Annotated in this window: 13 protein-coding genes; 3 read left to right on the top strand and 10 right to left on the bottom strand. The window is 73.0% G+C overall.

The features are described from left to right. Nucleotides 1–9: 9 nt before the first annotated feature. Together ACIODU_RS26600 and ACIODU_RS26595 are read left to right on the top strand one after the other, a co-directional pair. Nucleotides 10–1,005, top strand: coding sequence for an ABC transporter ATP-binding protein (locus ACIODU_RS26600; protein ID WP_401770347.1), 996 nt, complete (start codon nucleotides 10–12; stop codon nucleotides 1,003–1,005). Next, the gene (locus ACIODU_RS26595; RefSeq protein WP_356430918.1) at nucleotides 977–2,050 is read left to right on the top strand and encodes a dipeptide ABC transporter ATP-binding protein; all 1,074 of its coding nucleotides are present in this window, start codon (nucleotides 977–979) and stop codon (nucleotides 2,048–2,050) included. The genes ACIODU_RS26600 and ACIODU_RS26595 overlap by 29 nt, the downstream gene beginning before the upstream one ends. Nucleotides 2,051–2,217: 167 nt before the next feature. On the opposite strand, the gene ACIODU_RS26590 is transcribed toward ACIODU_RS26595, so the two are convergent. From ACIODU_RS26590 to ACIODU_RS26555, 8 genes are all read right to left on the bottom strand, one after another. Further along, entirely contained in the window at nucleotides 2,218–2,832 is a 615-nt protein-coding gene (locus ACIODU_RS26590) for a response regulator transcription factor (protein WP_401770345.1), read from the bottom strand. Between the two features lie 81 nt (nucleotides 2,833–2,913). Further along, nucleotides 2,914–4,035: a sensor histidine kinase gene (locus ACIODU_RS26585; RefSeq protein WP_356430951.1), complete on the bottom strand. Its 1,122-nt coding sequence runs from the start codon at nucleotides 4,033–4,035 to the stop codon at nucleotides 2,914–2,916. A 92-nt stretch (nucleotides 4,036–4,127) separates the two neighbouring features. Beyond that, nucleotides 4,128–4,865 carry an ABC transporter permease gene (locus ACIODU_RS26580; protein WP_356430922.1) on the bottom strand — a complete coding sequence of 246 codons (738 nt, stop codon included), beginning with the start codon at nucleotides 4,863–4,865 and terminating at the stop codon, nucleotides 4,128–4,130. After that, nucleotides 4,862–5,809, bottom strand: a complete 948-nt coding sequence (locus ACIODU_RS26575) for an ABC transporter ATP-binding protein (RefSeq protein ID WP_356430924.1) — start codon at nucleotides 5,807–5,809, stop codon at nucleotides 4,862–4,864. The genes ACIODU_RS26580 and ACIODU_RS26575 overlap by 4 nt, the downstream gene beginning before the upstream one ends. A gap of 220 nt (nucleotides 5,810–6,029) precedes the next feature. Further along, nucleotides 6,030–8,012, bottom strand: coding sequence for a hypothetical protein (locus tag ACIODU_RS26570; RefSeq protein WP_401770341.1), 1,983 nt, complete (start codon nucleotides 8,010–8,012; stop codon nucleotides 6,030–6,032). Nucleotides 8,013–8,343: 331 nt separating this feature from the next. Next, a complete protein-coding gene (locus ACIODU_RS26565) occupies nucleotides 8,344–8,754 on the bottom strand; it encodes a DUF6113 family protein (protein ID WP_356430928.1) in 411 nt (136 codons plus the stop codon). Further along, on the bottom strand, nucleotides 8,751–9,638 hold the full coding sequence (gene mshB, locus ACIODU_RS26560; RefSeq protein WP_401770338.1) for an N-acetyl-1-D-myo-inositol-2-amino-2-deoxy-alpha-D-glucopyranoside deacetylase: 888 nt from the start codon (nucleotides 9,636–9,638) through the stop codon (nucleotides 8,751–8,753). Before mshB ends, ACIODU_RS26565 begins: the two co-directional genes overlap by 4 nt. Nucleotides 9,639–9,683: 45 nt before the next feature. Beyond that, complete coding sequence (locus tag ACIODU_RS26555) at nucleotides 9,684–9,878, bottom strand: hypothetical protein (RefSeq protein WP_161310061.1); 195 nt, start codon at nucleotides 9,876–9,878, stop codon at nucleotides 9,684–9,686. Nucleotides 9,879–10,035: 157 nt separating this feature from the next. On the opposite strand from ACIODU_RS26555, the gene ACIODU_RS26550 reads away from it, so the two are divergent. Continuing rightward, a complete protein-coding gene (locus ACIODU_RS26550; RefSeq protein WP_401770335.1) occupies nucleotides 10,036–12,237 on the top strand; it encodes a prolyl oligopeptidase family serine peptidase in 2,202 nt (733 codons plus the stop codon). 16 nt (nucleotides 12,238–12,253) lie between these two features. On the opposite strand, the gene ACIODU_RS26545 is transcribed toward ACIODU_RS26550, so the two are convergent. After that, the gene (locus ACIODU_RS26545; protein WP_401770332.1) at nucleotides 12,254–13,102 is read right to left on the bottom strand and encodes a tetratricopeptide repeat protein; all 849 of its coding nucleotides are present in this window, start codon (nucleotides 13,100–13,102) and stop codon (nucleotides 12,254–12,256) included. A 52-nt stretch (nucleotides 13,103–13,154) separates the two neighbouring features. Further along, nucleotides 13,155–14,150, bottom strand: a complete 996-nt coding sequence (locus ACIODU_RS26540) for a GNAT family N-acetyltransferase (RefSeq protein WP_401770330.1) — start codon at nucleotides 14,148–14,150, stop codon at nucleotides 13,155–13,157. Nucleotides 14,151–14,178 lie beyond the last annotated feature (28 nt).

Below are 14,178 nucleotides of genomic sequence, written 5' to 3'. Positions count from 1 at the left end.
CCCGGTCCCATGTTGCTCGAAGTGCGCGACCTGCACGTGGAGTTCCACACCCGCGAGGGCGTCGCCAAGGCCGTCAACGGCGTCACGTACTCCGTCGAGGCGGGCGAGACCCTCGCCGTGCTCGGCGAGTCCGGGTCCGGCAAGTCCGTCACCGCCCAGGCCATCATGGGCATCCTCGACATGCCACCGGGGAAGATCACCGGCGGCGAGGTGATCTTCCAGGGCCAGGACATCCTCAAGCTCAAGGAGGACCAGCGGCGGAAGATCCGGGGCGCCCAGATGGCGATGATCTTCCAGGACGCGCTCTCCTCGCTCAACCCGGTGCTCACCGTGGGCGCCCAGCTCGGCGAGATGTTCATCGTGCACCGGGGGATGTCCCGCAAGGAGGCCAAGGCCAAGTCGGTCGAACTGATGGACCGGGTACGGATCCCCGCCGCGCACGAGCGCGTCAACGACTACCCGCACCAGTTCTCCGGCGGGATGCGCCAGCGCATCATGATCGCGATGGCGCTCGCCCTGGAGCCCGCGCTCATCATCGCGGACGAACCGACCACCGCCCTCGATGTCACCGTCCAGGCCCAGGTCATGGAGCTGCTCGCGGAACTCCAGCGCGAACTGAACATGGGGCTGATCCTCATCACCCACGACCTCGGCGTGGTCGCCGACGTCGCCGACAAGATCGCGGTGATGTACGCGGGACGCATCGTCGAGTCCGCCCCCGTCTTCGAGATCTACAAGAAACCGGCCCACCCCTACACCGTCGGCCTGCTCGACTCGATCCCCCGGCTCGACCAGAAGGGCTCCCAGCTGTACGCGATCCGGGGGCTGCCGCCGAACCTGACGAACATCCCGCGGGGCTGCGCCTTCCACCCGCGCTGCCCCCTGGCCCAGGACGTCTGCCGCAAGGACGTGCCACCGCTGTTCGAGGTCGGCGCGGGCCGCGAGAGCGCCTGCTACTTCTGGAGGGAGACGCTCGATGGCCGAGGCCATTCTCGAAGTGCGTGACCTGGTCAAGAACTTCCCGCTGACCCGGGGGATCCTCGTCAGGAAGCAGGTCGGGGCGGTCCAGGCGGTCTCGGGGGTCTCCTTCGACCTGGCCGCCGGCGAGACCCTCGGCATCGTGGGGGAGTCCGGCTGCGGCAAGTCGACCGTGGCGAAGATGCTGGTGAACCTGGAACGGCCGACGTCCGGGGAGATCCGGTACAAGGGCGAGGACATCGGCAAGCTGTCCGGGCGGGCGCTGAAGGCCGTGCGCCGCAACATCCAGATGGTGTTCCAGGACCCGTACACCTCGCTCAACCCGCGCATGACGGTCGGCGACATCATCGGGGAACCCTTCGAGATCCACCCCGAGGTCGCGCCGAAGGGCGACCGGCGGCGCAAGGTCCAGGACCTGCTCGACGTGGTCGGCCTCAACCCCGAGTACATCAACCGGTATCCGCACCAGTTCTCCGGCGGCCAGCGCCAGCGCATCGGCATCGCCCGCGGGCTCGCGCTCCAGCCGGAGATCATCGTCGCCGACGAGCCCGTCTCCGCCCTGGACGTGTCCGTGCAGGCGCAGGTCATCAACCTGATGGAACGGCTCCAGGACGAGTTCGACCTGTCGTACATCTTCATCGCGCACGACCTGTCGATCGTCCGGCACATCTCCGACCGGGTCGGCGTCATGTACCTGGGGCGGATCGCGGAGATCGGCAGCGACGCCGAGATCTACGACCACCCGACCCATCCGTACACGCAGGCACTGCTCTCCGCCGTGCCGCTGCCCGACCCGACCGCGCGGGAGCACCGGGAGCGGATCATCCTGGTGGGTGACGTGCCGTCACCGGCCAGCCCGCCGTCCGGCTGCCGGTTCCGTACGCGCTGCTGGAAGGCCCAGGAGATCTGCGCGCGGGAGCAGCCGGTGCTGGCGGTCCCGGAGGTCTTCGCGGCGGCGTCCGGGCCCGCCGCGCACCCCTCCGCCTGCCATTTCGCGGAGGAGCGGCGGATCGTACCGGCCGGGCGGGACGAAAACGGCGGCGGTACGGATTCGGGGGACGAAAGCGAATAAAGCACAACAATTTCTTTAACACGCAGGCAACTTGACGGACCCGGTACCGATATACGGACGCGTCAGTCTGAACAGCGTACGGCCGTGCGGGTGCCGTAAACCGGCCGGGACTCCAGGGTCCCGGCCGGTTGCCGTGCGCGTGTCCTCTCCTCGGCGGCGGGTGCGGTCTAGAGCCAGCCCTTCTCCCGCGCTATCCGGACCGCCTCCGCGCGGTTGCGGGCCGCCAGCTTCTGGATCGCCGTCGACAGGTAGTTGCGGACCGTGCCCTGGGACAGGTGAAGGGCCGCGGCCAGTTCCGCGTTGGTCGAGCCGTCCGCCGCCGCCCGCAGGATCCCGCGCTCCCGGTCCGTCAGCGGATTCGCGCCGTCCGCCAGGGCCGCCGCCGCCAGGGTCGGGTCGATGACCCGCTCCCCGGCGAGGACCCGCCGTACGGCGTCCGCCAGTTGGGCCGCGGGCGCGTCCTTGACCAGGAAGGCGTCCGCGCCCGACTCCATCGCACGGCGCAGATACCCGGGCCGGCCGAACGTGGTCAGGACGACGACCTTGAGCGCGGGCAGTTCCTCGTGCAGGACCGCCGCCGCCTCGATCCCGGACATCCCCGGCATCTCGATGTCCAGCAGCGCGACGTCCACCTCCTGGGCGCGCGCCGCCGCGAGGACCTCGTCGCCGCGCGCCACCTGCGCCACCACCTCGATGTCCGGCTCCAGACCGAGCAGCGCGGCCAGCGCCTCGCGCACCATCGACTGGTCCTCGGCGAGGAGGACTCTCACGGGGCTCACCATGGGGCCACAGTAGACAGCGCGGTCCGCCTGCCCGGTGCGCGGGCGCGGCCCGCAGGTGTCCTCGACCGCCGGACGGGCTCCTCAGCGCGACGGGCCGTCCGGGGCGGCGGCCAGCGGTGCGCGGACGGTCAGGACGAATCCGCCCCGCGTCGACCCCGCCTCCAGCGTCCCGCCGACCTCGCCGAGGCGTTCGGTCAGGCCGGTGAGGCCGTTGCCGAAACCGGCGGTGCCCGTGCCCGCCGTGCCGACGCCGTCGTCCTCCACGGTGAGTTCGAGCACCGGGCCCTCCAGCGTCTGGCGCGGCGTCAGGCAGACCACGCAGCGGCGCGCCGCGCTGTGCCGTACGACATTGGTGACCGCCTCCCGCAGCGACCAGGCGAGCGCCGCCTCGCTCTTCTCGCACAGCCCCCCGTCCGCCAGCCCCGGCGGCAGGCCGGTCGGTACGTCCCCGGCGATGCCGGCGACCGCCAGCGTCGTACGGGCCCCCGCCAGCTCGCCGGGGAGCGTGGGCCTGCGGTAGCCGGACACCGCTTCCCGTACGTCCGTGAGCGCCTGGCGGCTGACCCGCTCGATGTCCGCGACCTGCTCGGCGGCCCGCTCCGGGCGCCCGGGGAGCATCCGGCCCGCCAGCTCGCTCTTGAGGGTGATCAGCGACAGGGAGTGGCCGAGGAGGTCGTGCAGGTCCCGCGCGAGCCGCAGCCGCTCCTCGTTGGCGGCGAGCTGGGCGACGGTGGCCCGCGCCTCGCGCAGCTCCACGGTCGTACGGACCAGCTGCCGTACGCCCGACATCGCGAAGCCGCCGAGCAGCGCGGGGATCACCAGGGAGGTCACGAAGTCGCGCCCCTCGTCCGTCCACAGGCCGGTCACGGTCATCGCGGCCACGGCGACCAGGATCGCCGGCCGGGCGAAGGACGGCGGCAGCGCCGCCCCGGCCGCCACCGACGTGTAGACGAACAGGACGAGCCACGGCGAGTCCAGCGTCGCCGAGAGCAGCAGCGAGAGGGCGAACATGAAGGCCAGCGCCGCGTACACGGTCCGCGGGTCGAGCGTCCTCGCGGTGTGCCGGAAGATCAGGCCCAGGTAGACCGCGACGAACGCGGCCAGCCCCAGCCCGCCGAGCACGTCCGCCCCCGGCGTGTGCGCGCCGCTGAAGATGTCGCTCAGCGGCGCGCCCAGGAAGGCCAGCCAGATGCCGATCCACATCAGCTTCACCAGGGTCTGGCGGGACTGCTCCGGCGGCTGCCCGACGCGGGTCCGCTCCGGCGGCGGCCCCGGGGGCGCGAAGGTCTTCGTACTCACGCCTTCAGGGTGTCCTTCCGGTAGAGCCAGGCGGCGCCACCGGCGAAGAGCGCGAAGTACGCGACCAGGATCGCGACGTCCTTGGGATGCGGTGAGCCGCCCAGCTCGACGGCCTGGCCGAGGGCCGCGTAGGCGTGGGTGGGCAGCCATTCCGCGATGTTCTGGAGCCACTTCGGATACGTGGTGGTGGGCAGCCAGAGCCCGCCGAGGATGGACAGCGCGAAGTACAGGATCATCGTGACCGGCCGGACGGCGTCCCCCGAGGCGAGGTAGCCGATGGCCACCCCGAGCGCGGCGAAGACCAGGCTGCCCGCCCAGATGACCCCGGTCAGGGCGAGCCACTGCCAGACCTCCAGGCGCACGCCCTTGGAGACCCCCGCGACGACGAAGACGATCAGGATGGACGGCAGCGCCACCACACCGGAACTGGCGATCTTGGCGAGCACGTAGCCGCGCCCCGGCAGGGCGGTCAGCCGCAGCTGCCGGACCCAGCCCTTCTCCCGCTCCTTGGCGATCTTCTCGCTGTTGCCCATCAGGACGGCGGTCAGAGCGCCGAAGGAGGCCATCGCGACCATGTAGAAGGCGCCCAGGGACAGGTCGGTGCCGGGCACCTCGCCGTCGCCCTGGGGGCCCGCGATCACCAGGAACAGCACGGCCGGGTAGATCACCGAGAAGAACATGAACTTCTTGTTCCGCAGGGTGCGGGTGATCTCCAGCTTGATCAGGGTGTTCACGCGGTCCTGGCCTCCTCGGCCTCGGTGAGGGCGACGAAGGCCTGCTCCAGGCCCAGCCCGGCGACTTCCAGGTTCTGCGGGTAGAGACCCGCCCGGTACAGCGCGTGCACGGTCGCGTCCGCGTCGTGCGACTGGATCCGTACGGTGGTCCCCGACACGGACAGCGTGCTCAGGAACGGCAGCTCGCGCAGGTCGTTCTCGTCGATCACGCCGTGCTCGCCGGGGTCCAGGTCGAAGGAGATCCGGCGGGCGCCCGCCTTCGCCTTGATCTCGGCGGCCGTCCCGTCGGCCAGCAGCCGGCCCTTGTAGAGGACCAGCACCCGGTCGGCGATCGCGTCGGCCTCCTCCAGGTAGTGGGTGGCGAAGAGGACCGTACGGCCCTGGTCCGCCTGCTCCCGCATCGTCGCCCAGAACGCCTGGCGGGCGGTGACGTCCATGCCGGTGGTCGGCTCGTCCAGGACGATCAGGTCGTTGGCGCCCGCCGTGGCGAGCGCGAAGCGGACCCGCTGCTCCTGGCCGCCGGAGAGCTTGTGGACCATACGGTCGGCGATCTGGGTGATCCCGGCCCTGGCCAGCACCTCGGAGACGGGGTACGGCTTGGGGTGCAGGTCGCAGGCGAGCTTGACCAGCTCCCGCACCCTGACCTCCTCCATCAGCCCGCCGCTCTGGAGCATGGCCCCGACCCGGCCCGCCGCGAGGGCCTCCTGGGGGCTCGTGCCGAACAGGGTCACCGTGCCGGAATCCGCGTTCCTGAGCCCCAGGAGCAGGTCGAGGGCGGAGGACTTGCCGGCGCCGTTGGGGCCGAGGAGCGCCACGGTCTCGCCCGGGTGCAGCGTGAGGGACAGGCCGGCGACGGCGTGCACGGAGCCGTACCGCTTGTGCACGTCCTCGAAGCGCACGACGGACGTCGTGGCCGTGGTGGGGGGTGCGGTGGTCGTCGTCATGGACCCATCGTGGCGCCAGGAACCGTACCGGCGTCAGTGTCCCGGGTCGTGGACCCGGTATGACATCCGTCATCTTCCGCACACGCCTTCGGGTCCCGGTCTCCGGGTCCGGGTCTCCGGGTCCCCGGGTCCCGGGAAACGCCGGAGCCCCCGCCCGGTGGGGGCGGGGGCTCCGGGGAGAGCGGTGGGCGGGCGCCTGTCGCACGGCGCGCGACCGGTGTCAGCTCGGGTCGAGATCGATCTCCTGCGTGCGCTCCGCGGGCGTCTTGCCGCGCAGGGCCTTCTGCATCGCGAGGGCCACGTCCGCCGAGTTGACCGGGTGCTCCTGGCCGTCGGCGCGGGTGATCGTGATGCCGTCGAAGACGCCTTCGAGCAGCTGGTCGATGGCCTTGCGGTCGTAGTACTCGACGAGCTTCCCGTCGACCGCCTTCATGGACAGGATCTTCGGGAGGGACTTCGCCGGACCGAACTGGATCTGCTTGCCCCCCGCCTGGATCGTGACCAGGTCGGACATCGCGGGCTCGGCGAACTCCTTCATCGCCCGGTCGATCTCCGCCTGGCTTATCGCCGGCTGGCGGGTGGTGACGGGCAGCTCGACGACCGTCACCTTGCCCGTCTGGACCTGCGCCCGGTACGCGTCCTGCACGGACAGCATCGACCGCTTGACGTCCAGGGACTCACCCGCCTTGCCCGGTACGGCGACGGCCTTGCCCGGCTCGAACCGGATCGTGCCCTCCCTGGCGGAGCCCGAGACCCCGGCCAGGTCGGTGAGCGCGACGCTCAGCTTCTCCTCGTCCACCGGGATCACCGGCTCGACGATCCGCTTGCCGCCGAAGAGCGACCCGATCACCGACACGGGGTTGTAGTCGCTGCCCGCGGCGTTCCTGACGGTCGCCTGGCTGTCCAGGGTGAGGCCCGCCTTGTCCGGCGGCAGCTTCTCCGTCTTGCCGCCGACACTCAGCTCCATCGGCGTGGCGGCCAGTTTGCCGAGCCGGGTGTCGAGCGTGTTGACCGCCTCGTCGCGGGTGCCGCCGCCGATGTCCACCCCGAGGACCGTGGTGCCCTTGGGGACCGCGGAGTGGTTCATCAGCAGGCCGGCGCCGTAGAGGCCGCCGGCCGCCACGACCAGCGCGGCGGTCAGCAGGACCAGCTTGGAGCGGCCCTTCTTCCTCGGCGCCGGGGCGGCGGCCTGGGGGCGCGGGGCGGGGGACTTGGTGCCCGGCGCCGCGGGCGTACCACCGGGACCGCCCGGGCCGCCGGGGAAGGACGGCATCGCCCGGTCGGCGTCGTCGCGGCCCGCCGCGTCGTCCGGGTGCCCGGTCCGGCCGCCGGCGCCCGGGGCCGAGCCCGGGAACGGCGAGCGGTGCTCCGGCGGGACCACGGGGATCCCGCTGGTGAGCGTGTCGCCCGAGACGTGGCCGGCGCCGGGCGACGGCTCGGGGGCGTGCACCTGCGGGGTCAGTACGGCGGTGTCGTCGGACATCCGCGGCGGACCGCCGGGACCCCCGCCGAACGCGCCGGGACCCTGGCCGGCCCCGGGGGCGCCGTGGCCGGTCCCCGGCGGGGTGAAGGCCGAGGGCGGGGTGGTCAGCGGCGAACTGCCCGTGACCGGCCCCGTGGTCGGGCCGTTGGGCCCGTCCCCGGCCGGCCGGAAACCGCCCCCCGGGGTGTGTCCGCCCGGGGTGAAGGCGTTGCCCCCGGCGCCGGGACGCGGACCCGCGCCGGCGTCGAGGTCGCTGAGGGAGCTGTGCGGCGTCTGCCGCTGTTCCTCGGTGCGGTACGGCAGCTCGGGGCGGCCCTCGCCCCCGCCCTGCCCCGCCGGGGAGCCCTGCCCCGCCGGGGGCTGGCCCGGCGTGCCCGCGACGGCCGCCGCTCCCGCGCCCATCCCGCCACCGGGCGGGGGCGCGTTCGACGCCTTGCGTGGCGCGAACCAGTCGCTGGGCGGCTTCCCCGCGCCGTCCTCCGCGGCCCCTTCGGCCCGCGCGTCGCCCTCGTCCTGCCCCTCAGGGGCGGCGTCGGGGCGAGTGAAGGTGCCCGTCTGCTCGGCGGCGGCCGCGCCCCGGCCGTCCGTGCCCTCGCCGTCGGCCATGGGCGTACGCATCACGACAGGGGGGATCGGCCGCGAACCCGGGATGTTGATCCGGATGCGGGTGGTCAGCGTGGTCTCGGTTCTGGGCTCGTCCGGCTGGGGGGGGACGGGCATGACGCCGGTCTCCTCCGAGGCGTCCTGCTGGGGATGCGGCGACGGATACTGGCGGGATCCGTACGGCGGTGTCCCCGAGGGGTACGCTGCTCCGCCGCGCCCCTGGGGCCCGGAGGACGAACTGTCAGTTTCACGACTCAAAGCAGGTTCTCCCGGTTGGCTCCGCCGCCCGTTCTTACTGGCACTCAACTTCTCGGTCCCCCATGCAGGAGGGGACGGCCCGGAGCGCGCACCACCATACTGGGCTGCGCCGACCCGTAACCGACGACCGTACGGAGCGAGAGCCCCGGCGGTGTGACGGACACGGTCAATTCAGCAGCAGACGGGCGCGTCACTTCCCAAGTCGGCCGGACTTCGAGCCCGGTTGCGGCAACCGCGACATGGTGGCACAGATCACAGCCACTACCATCCCGCCGAGCAGGTAGACGAGCGGTCCGAGGCCCGCGGCGAAGGCTCCGTCCCCCTCAGGTCTGCCGATACTCAACAGGATGACCGCCACCAACCAGCCCGCGGCGGGCGCTCCGACGCCCAGTTGCGTGCCGGTTACCCGCATGCCACCGGTGAAAACTCCCGCCGTGGCGACCAGCGCGAGCAGCAAACCGCCCGGGAACCAACCGCCTTGGACGAGCGAACCGGCGATCCCCACCACCGCGCCGAGCACCAGCAGGAGGAGATAGGCGGCGATACGTCCCGGTCCCGCCGGTGCGGTGCCGTACGGCCCGGGTCCGCGCTGCCCGCTCACGCGACCGTACCCGCGAACAGGTCGGTCTCGCGCTCACCCGCGGGTGCCCCGGACGTGCCGTGCGCCAACTGGTAGTACTCCGTGGTGAAGAGCGGCTGCCCGAGGTCGTTGGAGAGGGCGAAGAACGGCCCGTCCACGAGGATCTGGGTGGCGTGGGCGCGCATCGCGGCCGCCTTGCGGTCCGCGTACGCCGTACCGTCGACCTCCGCGGTGATCTCCGCGTCGTCCACCACCCCCGGCACGTCGCCGACCCCGGCCACTCCCGGGAAGAGGTCACCGGCCGCGCGCAGCCTGGCGAAACCCTCCTCGGCGACCGAGCGCGGCACGCGGTTCCAGTAGATCTTGGCGATCGTGTGGGGCGCTCCCAGATCCGGCCGGAAACCGACGTCGCCGGACAGCTCCGCGGCGCGCGTCGCGACGCGGTGGGCCTGGATGTGGTCCGGATGTCCGTACCCGCCGTCGGGGTCGTACGTCACCAGCACCTGCGGACGGACCTCGCGGATCACCGCGACGAGGTGCGCGGCGGCGGTGTCCGGCTCCGCGTGCCAGAAGGCGTCCTCGCGGTCGTTCTGGGGCAGCCCCATCATCCCGGAGTCCCTGAACCGCCCCGGGCCGCCCAGGAAGCGGTGGTCGGTGACCCCCAGCTCCTTCATCGCGGCGGCCAGTTCACCGCTCCTGTGGGCGCCGAGACCGTCCTCCCGGTCGGCCGCCAGGTGCGCGAGAGCGGGCGGGATGACCTCGCCCTCTTCTCCGAGGGTGCAGGTCACGAGCGTGACCCCGGCGCCCTCGGCCGCGTACCGGGCCATCGTGGCCCCGTTGTTGATCGACTCGTCGTCCGGGTGCGCGTGCACCAGCAGCAGACGGCGGACGGCAGGATCGGTCATGGGGACAGCGTACGAGGCGGGCCGGGCCCGCCCGACACGCCCCGGTCAGAACTTGATTCCGCCGATCATCCCCGCCACGTTCGTGGTGAGTTCGCTGATCGTGGAGGCCATGGAGGAGCTGGCCAGATAGAAGCCGAGCAGCATGCAGACGACCGCGTGCCCCCCCTTGAGCCCGGATTTCCGGATCAGCAGGAAGACAATGACCGCCAGCAGCACCACCGCCGAAATCGAGAGTGCCACGACGGTTCACCTCCATAAATATTCAGCCCGGACATCGCAGGACGCATGTGCCGACAGGTTCCTACCCACCTAGCGCTACGGATCATAACTATCCGTTGGTACGCATTGATCGGTGCACAGCAGCACATGGGGGCGCACGGATACTAGATTCGGTCACATGACCTTGAGGCAGCAGCTCTCGTTCCCGCGCCAGTACGCCAGGACCCAGCGGTTCACCCTGGGTGCCCCGCGCGCCTTCACCGTGTCACCCGATGGAGCGCGGGTGGTCTTCCTGCGGTCCGCCGACGGGACGGACCGGGTGAACCGCCTCTGGGTGCTGGACCTCGACGGCGGTACGGCGGCGGGCGGCGGGCCCGCCGAACGGATCGCCGCCGACCCGGCGACGCTGCTCGGCGGCGCCACCGAGCGGCTGTCCGCCGAAGAACGCTCCCGGCGCGAACGGAGCCGCGAGGGATCGGCCGGAATCGTCGGCTACGCGGTGGACGGCGCCGTCGAGTTGGCCGCCTTCGCCCTGTCCGGGCGGCTGTTCGCGGCCGAGCTGCGCGCCGGGACCGCCCGCGCGCTGCCCGTGCGCGGGCCGGTCATCGACCCCCGCCCCTCGCCCGACGGGCGGCACATCGCGTACACGGTACGGGGCGCCCTGCGGGTCGTCGGGGCCGACGGCGAGGGTGACCGGGCGCTGGCGGCCCCCGGGGACGGCGAGGACCCGGAGAACGTCTCCTACGGGCGCGCGGAGTTCGTCGCCGCCGAGGAGATGGACCGCTCGCGCGGCTACTGGTGGTCGCCCGAGTCCGACCGGCTGCTGGTCGCCCGCGTCGACACGGCGCCGGTGCACCGCTGGTGGACGGCGGACCCGGCGCACCCGGACCGGGAGCCGGTACGGGCCGCGTACCCGGCGGCGGGCACGCCGAACGCGGAGGTACGGCTGTTCCTGGTCGGCCTGCACGGGCCGGCGGGCGCGGACGGGGCGGACGGCGAGGGCGCCGGCGGGGAGCGTACGGAGGTCGTCTGGGACCGGGCCCGCCACCCCTACCTCGCCCGCGTCCACTGGTCGTCGGCGGGCGCGCCCCTGCTGCTCGTCCAGTCCCGCGACCAGACCAGCGAGCTGTACCTCGCCGTGGACCCGGCCACCGGGGCGACCCGCACGGTGCACCGGGACGAGGACCCGGCCTGGCTGGAGCTCTTCCCCGGAACCCCCGCCTGGGCGCCCGACGGGCGGCTGGTGCGGATCGCCGACGAGGGGGGCGCGCGCGTCCTGGTGGTCGGCGACCGGGCACTCACGGGGGCGCAGTTGCAGCTGCGCGCCGTGCTGGACATCGGCGAGCACGACGTCCTCGTCTCGGCCTCGGCGGGCGAGGAGGCGGCGGAGCCCGAGACCGGCGAGGTGCACGTCTACCGGGTCAACGAGCTGGGCGTCGAGCGCTTCTCGGCGGGCGCGGGCGTGCACTCCGCGGTACGGTCCGGCCGGGTGACGGTCCTGGTGTCGGCCCGGCCGACCGCCGCCGGGCTCTCCGCCCAGGTGTTCCGGGACGGCAAGCAGGTCGCCTCCGTCGCCTCGTACGCCGAACAGCCGGTGCTCACGGCGGCCGTGACGCTCACGGAGGGGGGCGCACGGCGCATTCCGTGCGCCGTCCTGCTCCCCACCGGCTATCAGGAGTCGGACGGGCGCCTCCCGGTCCTGCTGGACCCGTACGGCGGCCCGCACGGCCAGCGGGTGCTCGCCGCCCACAACGCCCACCTCACCTCCCAGTGGTTCGCCGACCAGGGGTACGCGGTGGTCGTCGCCGACGGGCGGGGCACCCCGGGCCGCTCCCCGGCCTGGGAGAAGGCCGTCAAGGACAACTTCGTCCTGACCCTCGACGACCAGATCGAGGCGCTCCAGGACCTGGCGGGCCGCTTCCCGCTCGACACCGGACGGGTGGCGATCCGGGGCTGGTCGTACGGCGGCTACCTCGCCGCCCTCGCGGTCCTGCGCCGCCCCGACGTCTTCCACGCGGCGGTCGCGGGCGCCCCGGTCACCGACTTCCGGCTGTACGACACCCACTACACCGAGCGCTACCTCGGCACCCCCGACGAGGCGCCGGAGGTCTACGCGGCCAACTCGCTGGTCACCGACGACGGCCTGTCGGCCCCGGAGAACCCGGCCCGGCCCCTGATGCTGATCCACGGCCTGGCCGACGACAACGTGGTCGCGGCCCACACCCTGCGCCTCTCGTCGGCCCTCCTCGCGGCGGGCCGCCCGCACGAGGTGCTGCCCCTGACCGGCGTCACGCACATGACCCCCCAGGAGCAGGTCGCCGAGAACCTGCTGCTGCTCCAGGTGGACTTCCTCAAGCGGTCCCTGGGGGCGGACCACTGACGGCGGCCACCGCGCGTCAGTTGAGCATCGCCCGCGCCGCCCGCGCCCTGCGCCGTATCGCCTCCGCCGTCGACGGCTCGACCGCCGCCACCACCTCCGCGTACGCCTCCATCTCCGTCGCGCCGGAGAGGAACTCCCCGCGCTGGATCAGCACATGCGCGTGGTCGTAGCGCAGCCGCGCCGGGTGGGACGGCAGGAGCAGGGAGAGTTCGACCGCCCAGAGCGCCACGTCACTGCGCTCCGGGCGGGCGGCGGCCCAGGCGCGGATGTTGTTCAGGACGCGCAGCACGATGTCCAGCGGGTCGGCGGGCGAGATCAGGTCCGGGGAGAAGCCGTCCCCGGGGCCCGGGGCGGTACCCGTCGCCTCCGCGACCAGGTTCTTCGCGTCCTGCCCCGAGAGCGGCCGCCCGCCCGCGAACGGGTCGGCCAGCACCTGCTCGGCGGGATCGCCCAGGCCGATCACAAAATGGCCGGGAAGCGCCACCCCGTACACCCGCGCGCCCGCCCGCCGGGCGACCTCCATCCAGACCACCGACAGCAGGATCGGCAGCCCCCGCCTGCGCCGCAGCACGGCGGGCAGCAGCGAGGACTCCAGACGCTCGTAGTCGTCGGCGGAGCCGTGGAAGCCCAGGCGCCCGCCCAGCAGTTCGGCGAGGGCCGCCGCCCAGGCGCGCGCCCCCCTGACCCCGTACGGCAGCAGCCCGGCCAGCCGGTCCAGCTCCGCCTGGGCGGCGTCCGTGCCCGCCTCGCCGAGGGCCGGTTCGCCCTCCGCCCCGATCAGCAGACACAGCGTGGCCAGGTCGGGGCGCTCCCCGCGTGCCTCCTCGGCGAACCGCTGCCGCCGGCCTGTCGAATCCGGGTCCATGGGCGACTCGTACCCCGTCACGGCCGATACCCCCGCACGACCGGCACCCCGCTCACGCCGGCCGGTAGTGGTGGTAGTGGTGGTGGACCGCGAAGCCCATGCCCTCGTACAGCGCACGCGCCCCGTCGTTCCGGGACTCGACCTGGAGCCAGGCCGCCGACGCGCCCTCCTCCAGGGCGCGGCGCGCGAGCGCGGTCATCACAGCGGTGGCCAGGCCCCGGCGCCGGCGGTCCGGATCGACCTCCACCGCCATGAACCCCGCCCAGCGTCCGTCCACCACACACCGCCCGATCGCGGCGGGCGTCCCGGCCTCGCCGGGGACGGTGGCGAACCACACCGAGGGCCCGCTGTTCAGCACGTGCAGGACGTGCGGGCCCGGCGTCTCGGAGCGCTGGTAGCGGCCGAGCCACGCCTCGTCGCAGGTACGGTCCAGCCGCACCGGGGCCACGTCCGCGTCCCGGTCGCCGAGCGGCGCGAGGGCCGCGATCCGCATCTCGGCACTCACCTCCGCCGACCAGTCACGCTTCTCCAGCTCGGCGCAGAGCGTCTCCTGGGTGCCCTCGGCGCCGGTCGCGGTCTGGACGTACGGCGGCAGCCCCCGCTCCCCGTACCACCGGCGCACCCGCTCCAGCGCCTCGTCCAGCGGCAGGCCGGGATCGCCGAGGGACAGCACCGAGTTGGCCCTGCGGGTGAATCCGGCGGAGGCGCGCAGCCGCCACGCGCCGAGCGGTTCGCTCTCCACCGGCTGCCAGGCCCGCGCGCCGGCGAGCGCCAGTTCCCGGTACGTCGCCGAGGGGCCCCGGCGGCGGGCCGGCGCGGGCGGCACGACCTTGCCCGCGACCAGGGACGATTCCGGGACCCGGACGCTCTCGCCGGTCCTGCGTGTGATCAGCAGCACACCGTCGTCCCAGGATGTGAGAACGCCGACCGTGTCGGTGAATTTCTCCGCCGGGCCGCCGTTCTCCGTCAGCTGTCTGACTGATACCCGTTTGCCCACGTCAGCCCGTGTCATACGGACCTCGAACCGTCCGCCGGCGGTGAATTCCACAGCTCGGTACGCCCCTCCTGTTCGGATC

The sequence above is a fragment of the Streptomyces sp. NPDC088261 genome (assembly GCF_044740805.1).
Taxonomy (GTDB): Bacteria; Actinomycetota; Actinomycetes; order Streptomycetales; family Streptomycetaceae; genus Streptomyces.
Note: the sequence above shows the minus strand (reverse complement) of the source record. Positions and strands in the feature narration are given on the sequence as shown.

Bases quoted from the DNA above. Each gene is read 5' to 3' on its own strand.
- ACIODU_RS26600 (WP_401770347.1), top strand. From the start codon at position 10: ATGTTGCTCGAAGTGCGCGACCTGCACGTGGAGTTCCACACCCGCGAG.
- ACIODU_RS26595 (WP_356430918.1), top strand. From the start codon at position 977: ATGGCCGAGGCCATTCTCGAAGTGCGTGACCTGGTCAAGAACTTCCCG.
- ACIODU_RS26590 (WP_401770345.1), bottom strand. From the start codon at position 2,832: ATGGTGAGCCCCGTGAGAGTCCTCCTCGCCGAGGACCAGTCGATGGTG.
- ACIODU_RS26585 (WP_356430951.1), bottom strand. From the start codon at position 4,035: ATGTGGATCGGCATCTGGCTGGCCTTCCTGGGCGCGCCGCTGAGCGAC.
- ACIODU_RS26575 (WP_356430924.1), bottom strand. From the start codon at position 5,809: ATGACGACGACCACCGCACCCCCCACCACGGCCACGACGTCCGTCGTG.
- ACIODU_RS26570 (WP_401770341.1), bottom strand. From the start codon at position 8,012: ATGCCCGTCCCCCCCCAGCCGGACGAGCCCAGAACCGAGACCACGCTG.
- mshB (WP_401770338.1), bottom strand. From the start codon at position 9,638: ATGACCGATCCTGCCGTCCGCCGTCTGCTGCTGGTGCACGCGCACCCG.
- ACIODU_RS26550 (WP_401770335.1), top strand. From the start codon at position 10,036: ATGACCTTGAGGCAGCAGCTCTCGTTCCCGCGCCAGTACGCCAGGACC.
- ACIODU_RS26545 (WP_401770332.1), bottom strand. From the start codon at position 13,102: ATGGACCCGGATTCGACAGGCCGGCGGCAGCGGTTCGCCGAGGAGGCA.